Genomic DNA, 6,349 nt, shown 5'->3' with positions numbered 1-6,349 from the left:
CCCGCGCGGCGCGCGGCATGGGCGGTGCGCCCGCCGGCGACCCCGACGAGGCTCAACGTCCCATCACCGCGATCCCGATCGAGGTGAGCAGCATGTTGGCCAGGAACAGGGCCACGAACGCGAAGACCACGGTTTCGTTGACGGCTTCCCCGACACTCTTGGGCCCACCCTTGACCGACAGTCCCCGGTGGCAGGCGATCAGGCCGGCGAGCAGCCCGAACACGGCGGCCTTGAGTTCCGACAGCAGGAGTTCGCCCGGACCGACGAGCAGGGTGACTCCGGCGGCGTACGCACCGGGATCGATGTTCTGCAGCGTCACGGAGAACACGAAGCCGCCGGTCAGGCCGATCGCGCAGACCGCGCCGTTGAGGGTGACGGCGACGGCGGTGGATGCCAGTGCCCGTGGCAGCACCAGCCGTGCGGCGGGGTCGATGCCCAGTACTTCGAGTGCGGCGATCTCGTCGCGGATCGTGCGGGAGCCGAGGTCCGCGGCGATGGCGGTCGCGCCCGCACCGGCCACCACCAGCACCGTGACGAGTGGACCGATCTGGGTGATCGCGCCGAGTCCGGCGCCGGCACCGCTGAGGTCGCCCGCGCCGATCTCGAGCAGCAGCGAATTGAGTGTGAACACCACCAGGACGGTGAACGGTATCGACATCAGGATCGTGGGTACCAGCGACACCCGGGCGATGAACCAGAACTGGGTGAGGAACTCACGCCACTGGAACCGGGCGCGGAACAGGCTCGTGAAGGCATCGAGCGACAGGGAATAGAAGCTCCCGAGGGCATGCGCGGTGTCGCGTGGAACCGATGCCATAGACCCTCCGCTTCCCCACGGATCGACGCGTACGCCGACGATATCGTTACCGGACGCCGCTCGTGGCAGGTTCCAACTTCTGGGTCAGTTCCGGTGTCGACAAAAGAAATTCACGGTCTCCCCGTTCGCGTATCCACACCGGATCGCTGCAATTCCAGCGTTCGGCCGACAGCGACCGCGTGAGGATCTTGAACGTCGCCGTCCGGGGGAAGGACTCGCAGACCCGGATCAGCGTGGTCAGTTGCTTCGGACCCAGATCTGCCTGCGCATCGAGGAATTCGGCGAATCCTACGGGATCGAACGCCTGCGCGGCCGTGGGGATGACCGCGGCCATCACCCGATCCCCGACGTGGCGGTCGGGCACGCCGTACACGGACACCTGCGCGAACCCGGGGTAGCGCAACAGGACTCGTTCTATCGGCGCGGCACCGATGTTCTCGCCGTCGACACGCATCCACCCCGAACTGCGACCCGCGAAGTACACGAAACCGTCGGCATCGCGATACCCGAGGTCGCCGCTGTAATACTTGCCGTCGCGCACCCGTTCCGCGTCGGCCTCCGGGTTGTTGTAATAGCCGCTGAACAGCCCGGCACCGTTGACATTGACCAGTTCGCCGGTGGCTTCGTCGGCATTGACGATCCGGCCGTCCGAGTCGAATACCGCAGGTGGGCACGGGCGCCCGGTCTCCGGGTCGAGGATGTCGATACCGTCGGGCAGGCGACCGAGAGCGCCGGGAGGAGCACCGGGTGTCGCGGAGATCGCCACCCCGCCTTCGGTGGATCCGAACCCGTCGACGACGACCGCATCGAAACGACGGGTGAACTCGGCGACCGCGGGAGCCGTGCCTTCGTTGCCGTACATGATGCGCAGCGGATTGTCGCCGTCGTCGGGTGCTTCCGGGGTCGCGACGATGTACGACAGCGGTTTGCCCACGTAGTTCGCGTACGTGACCCCGAACTTGCGCAGATCGGGCAGGAAACCCGAGGCGGAGAACTTGCGGCGCAGTGCGACGCTGCTCATCGCGGCGAGTGCGACCCCCCACCCGGCCATCATCGCGTTCGAATGGAACATCGGCATCGACAGGTACACCACGTCGTCGGGGCCGAGTCCGAACCGGTCGGCGAGCATCCGGCCCGGGCCGGTGATCTTGCCGTGCGTGCATCGCACCGCCTTCGGGTCACCGCTCGTGCCGGATGTGAAGATGAGCATGAACAGGTCGTCGGGGCGCGTGTCGGCCACGACCGGGACGGACCCGGTGTGCGGTGCCAACAGGGCGGGCCACTCGGCGGAATCGACCTCGATCACCCGCACGCCGCCCAGATCGAGTCCTTCGAGCAGGTCGGCGTGGGTGCGTTCGGTGAAGACCACCTGGCAGTCGGCGAGCGCGATGTCGCGGGCCAGCGCCTCGCCGCGGCGGGTCGTGTTCAGGCCCACCACGACCGATCCCGAGAACGCGGCCGCGCCGAGCAGCAGCGAAAACTCCGGCACGTTGTCCATCAGCACGCCGAAGTGCGGCGGAGCGGTGGGCTCCAGCAGTTCCCGCAGCAGCGCGGCCCGGTCGTGGGACAACCGGACGTGCTCGCGCCAGGACACGCGGACATCCTCGAAATGTAGTCCGCGATCGTCGATTTCGGCGAGCCGGTCGAGCAGTGCGGTGACGGTCGGAGGCGATGTCATGCGGTGGTCCTCCTGCCGGTCATGCCGGTGTGTCGGCGAGTTCGCGACCGAGAGCGCGCAGTTGGGTGGTCGCCGACCCCATCAGGAACTCGTGTTGCTTGGCCGCGAGGAAGTACCGGTGCACCGGGTGGTCCTCGTCCAGTCCGACGCCGCCGTGCACGTGCACCGCCGTGTGCGCGACGCGGTGCCCGGCGTCGGCCGCCCAGAACGCGGCGGAGCGGAGTTCCTGCGTGTGGGAATCACCCCGAGAGATTCGGAATGCCGCCTGCCACAGCGTCAGCCGTACGGCCTTGACGTCGATGTAGGCGTCGGCCAGACGCTGGGCGACGGCCTGGTAACTGCCGATGGGACGGTCGAACTGGAGGCGCTCGCGCGCGTACTGCGCGGTGAGTTCGACAGCGCGTTCGAGCACGCCGCACTGGTAGGCAGCCGAGCCGAGCAGCATGCGGTCGCGCAACCAGGCCGCCACCGGCGCAGCCCCGGCACCTCCCGTGCCGGCCGCGTTCTCTGTGCCGAGCACGCGGTCGGAACCGAGTTCGACGCCCTCCAGTGTGAGAATGCCGTAGCTGCCGTGGTCGGTGGTGTGCTGCCGGGTGATGCGGACGCCCGGATCGTCGGCGCACACGAGGAAGACCGAGACGCCGTCGCCGGTCGCGGCCGGAACCAGGAACCCGTCGGCAGCGGGAGCCGTGTCGACCATGATCTTCACGCCGTCGAGTACCCGACGATCGCCGACGGTTCGCGCGCGGGTCGTCGGTGCCGTCGGGTCGTCGTTCAACTCTTCGGCCAGTGCCGCGGTGAGGATCTTCTCACCGGCGGCCGCGGGTTCACCCCACGCGGAGCGCTGCGCGTCGGTACCGAATTCGGCTATCGCGGAGGCGGATACCGCGATAGAGGTGAGGTAGGGGATGGCGGCGACGCCGCGTCCGAGCTCGAGGAGGATGCTCGCCTGTTCCAGCGGGCCGTAGCCGTCGCCCCCGACCGGCTCGGGCAACGCGGCACCGAGAACTCCGGAGGACGCGAGGGCATCCCACAGGACGTGGTCGATGCGATCGTCGGTTGCGTCGAGGGCACGCAGGTGCTCGTTGGTGACGATGTCGGTGACGATACTGCGGGTGAGGCCGGCGAGATCCTGCTGCGCCTCGGTCAGGGTGAAGTCCACGGGTCGGGAATCCTTCCGCTAGCGCTTGGCCGGGGGCTGTCCGAGGGCGGTCATGGCGATGATGTCGCGCTGGACCTCGTTGGTGCCTCCGCCGAACGTGAGGATCAGCGAGCTGCGGTGCATCCGTTCGATGCGACCGCGCAGCAGCGCGCCGGCGGAGTTCTGCCGCACGGTGGCGGCCGGACCGAGAATCTCCATGAGCAGACGATAGGCCTCGGTGGCGAACTCCGTGCCGAACACTTTGTTCGCCGACGCGGCCTCCGGCCCGAGTCGACCCGTGGCCGATGCGATGTCCCAGTTCATGAGTTTGAGGTATTCGGCCTTGGCGTGGACACGTGCGAGGTTGACCTGCACCCATTCCTGATCGACGACGCGCCGCCCGTCCGGCAGGTGGGTCTGCTGGGCCCAGCGGCGCACCTCGGCCAGAGCGGTCAGGACCGGGCCGGCCGACGTCAGCGCGACACGTTCGTGATTGAGCTGGTTGGTGATGAGCGCCCAGCCGCCGTTCTCCTCCCCGACCAGGGCGGACGCCGGGACCCGGACGTCCTGGTAGTAGGTGGCGCTGGTGTCGGGGCCGGCCATGGTGTGCACCGGTGTGTAGGAGAAGCCCTCGGCATCGGTGGGCACGATGAGGATGCTGATGCCCTTGTGCTTCTTGGCATTCGGATCGGTGCGGACCGCGAGCCACACGTAGTCGGCGTAGGCGATCAGGCTCGTCCACATCTTCTGGCCGTTGATCACCCATTCGTCGCCGTCGCGGACCGCGGTCGTGCGCAGTGAGGCGAGATCGGTCCCGGCGCCCGGCTCCGAGTAACCGATGGAGAAGTGCAGTTCGCCGGCCGAGATCCGCGGGAGGAAGAACTCCTTCTGCGCGTCCGTTCCGTAATGCATGATCGTCGGTGCGACCGAGTCGATGGTCAGGAACGGCACCGGTGCACCGGCGATCGCCGCTTCGTCGGTGAAGATCAACTGGTCCATCGCGGAGCGGTTCTGGCCGCCGTACTCCTCGGGCCAGCCGAGCGTGAGCCGTCCGTCCTTACCCATCTGCTGGACGACATCACGGTAGACGTTGCCGGCGCCGTATTCGCCGGTCGTCGCGGCGAGCGCTTCACGCCGTTCGCTTGTCATGAGATCCGCGAAGTACGCACGCAATTCCTCGCGCAACTGTTGCTGCTGCGGGGTATAGGTGATGTCCACGAATGCTCCATTCGTCGATGCGGAATCGACTAGGATCATTGCACAAAACTGGAACGCGTTCTAGCCTTCTTTCAACGGTCGGTGCGAATATGAAGCGAGGTCCGAGCATGGATGTCAAGGTCGACTTCGACCGCTGCGAAGCCAACGGTGTGTGCGTAGGAATCGCGCCGGATGTCTTCGAACTCAACGATGACGACGAACTGATCGTCACTCATCCGGTTCCGGAGGGCCGTGAAGAAGATGTACGCCGCGCGGTGGCCCAGTGCCCCCGGGCCGCGCTCAGCGAAGCGTGACCGGCCGGGCCGGGACCCTTGTCGGCAATAGGAACAAGTTCTACATTTCGGTGCGGCTCCGGGTCTCCGGAGCGGCCATCTGTACGCGGCCTCAGGGCCGGCCCGAATTCCCGAGGAGTGCGTGAATGAGTTCTGGGGTGGACAACGAGGCTGGGAACACCTCGCTCGAAGGCAGAGTTGCCGTGGTGACGGGTGCCGGCGCCGGTCTCGGAAAGGCCGAGGCGCTGGGCCTGGCTCGCGGCGGAGCGTCGGTGATCGTCAACGATCTCGCGGCGAACGACGCCGTGGAGGCCACTCTCGCCGAGATCCGCGCGCTCGGGGCCGATGTCGAGTTCGTTCCTGGCAGCATTGCCGAACGGGCAACCGCCGATGCGCTGCTCACGGCGGCGCAGGACCGCTTCGGCCGTCTCGACATCGTTGTCAACAACGCGGGTATCGCGCGGGACCGAATGCTGCCCAACATGTCCGACGAGGAGTGGGACACGGTCATCGCAGTACACCTTCGCGGGCATTTCCTGCTGTGTCGCAACGCGGCCGCCTACTGGCGGGGTAAGTCGAAGGACGCGGGTGGGCCCGTGTACGGCCGGATCATCAACACCTCGTCGGAGGCGGGTCTGCTCGGTCCGGTCGGGCAGGCCAACTACGGCGCTGCGAAAGCCGGCATCACCGCGCTCACTCTGTCGGCGGCCCGGGGGCTCGACCGGTACGGGGTGCGTGCGAATGCGATCTGCCCCCGTGCACGCACCGCCATGACCGAATCGGTTTTCGGCGCGGCACCGGACGGAGGGGTCGATCCGCTTTCGCCCGAGCACGTCGCGAATCTGGTGGCGTTCCTGGCCTCCCCGGCGGCCGACCGGGTCAACGGCCAGGTCTTCATCGTGTACGGACCGATGGTCGCGCTGATGGCCGCGCCCGTCGTCGAGGAGCGTTTCGACGCCGTCGATCAGTGGACTCCGGACGCGCTCGCGAGCCGGCTCGGCGGCTACTTCGCCGACCGGGATCCCGCCAAGACATTTGCGGCGGTCGAGGCTCTGAAGCTCTGAGTGGGGCGACCTGCCGGGTCGGTTTGTGCTACTTCGGGTGACAGATACTCTGGATTCCGGTACTCTCACGCCATCCGGCAGGTTGCAGGCCTACGGAAAGTTTCTATTACCTGTTCTAGTTTTTCTGCTCGGTCCGTGCGTGGGACATTCGGCCCGGGG

At 67.3% G+C, this 6,349-nt stretch carries 6 protein-coding genes; 2 read left to right on the top strand and 4 right to left on the bottom strand.

Annotated features, from left to right (window positions below; all coding sequences use genetic code 11):
• Nucleotides 1-52 precede the first annotated feature (52 nt).
• The 4 genes from Q8814_RS11400 to Q8814_RS11385 are packed head-to-tail and all read right to left on the bottom strand — an operon-like array spanning nucleotide 53 to nucleotide 4,854.
• A complete protein-coding gene (locus Q8814_RS11400) occupies nucleotides 53-817 on the bottom strand; it encodes an MlaE family ABC transporter permease (RefSeq protein WP_330152127.1) in 765 nt (254 codons plus the stop codon).
• 46 nt (nucleotides 818-863) lie between these two features.
• Nucleotides 864-2,495 carry a long-chain-fatty-acid--CoA ligase gene (locus Q8814_RS11395; protein WP_330152126.1) on the bottom strand — a complete coding sequence of 544 codons (1,632 nt, stop codon included), beginning with the start codon at nucleotides 2,493-2,495 and terminating at the stop codon, nucleotides 864-866.
• A gap of 19 nt (nucleotides 2,496-2,514) precedes the next feature.
• Complete coding sequence (locus Q8814_RS11390) at nucleotides 2,515-3,657, bottom strand: acyl-CoA dehydrogenase family protein (RefSeq protein WP_330152125.1); 1,143 nt, start codon at nucleotides 3,655-3,657, stop codon at nucleotides 2,515-2,517.
• 18 nt (nucleotides 3,658-3,675) lie between these two features.
• The gene (locus Q8814_RS11385; RefSeq protein WP_330152124.1) at nucleotides 3,676-4,854 is read right to left on the bottom strand and encodes an acyl-CoA dehydrogenase family protein; all 1,179 of its coding nucleotides are present in this window, start codon (nucleotides 4,852-4,854) and stop codon (nucleotides 3,676-3,678) included.
• A 107-nt stretch (nucleotides 4,855-4,961) separates the two neighbouring features.
• On the opposite strand from Q8814_RS11385, the gene Q8814_RS11380 reads away from it, so the two are divergent.
• Together Q8814_RS11380 and Q8814_RS11375 are read left to right on the top strand one after the other, a co-directional pair.
• A complete protein-coding gene (locus tag Q8814_RS11380) occupies nucleotides 4,962-5,147 on the top strand; it encodes a ferredoxin (RefSeq protein WP_330152123.1) in 186 nt (61 codons plus the stop codon).
• Nucleotides 5,148-5,272: 125 nt separating this feature from the next.
• Nucleotides 5,273-6,190 carry a 3-oxoacyl-ACP reductase gene (locus tag Q8814_RS11375; protein WP_330152122.1) on the top strand — a complete coding sequence of 306 codons (918 nt, stop codon included), beginning with the start codon at nucleotides 5,273-5,275 and terminating at the stop codon, nucleotides 6,188-6,190.
• Nucleotides 6,191-6,349: the final 159 nt, after the last annotated feature.

The sequence above is a fragment of the Rhodococcus chondri genome, assembly GCF_036327435.1.
GTDB classification, from domain to species: domain Bacteria; phylum Actinomycetota; class Actinomycetes; order Mycobacteriales; family Mycobacteriaceae; genus Rhodococcus; species Rhodococcus chondri.
Note: the sequence above shows the minus strand (reverse complement) of the source record. Positions and strands in the feature narration are given on the sequence as shown.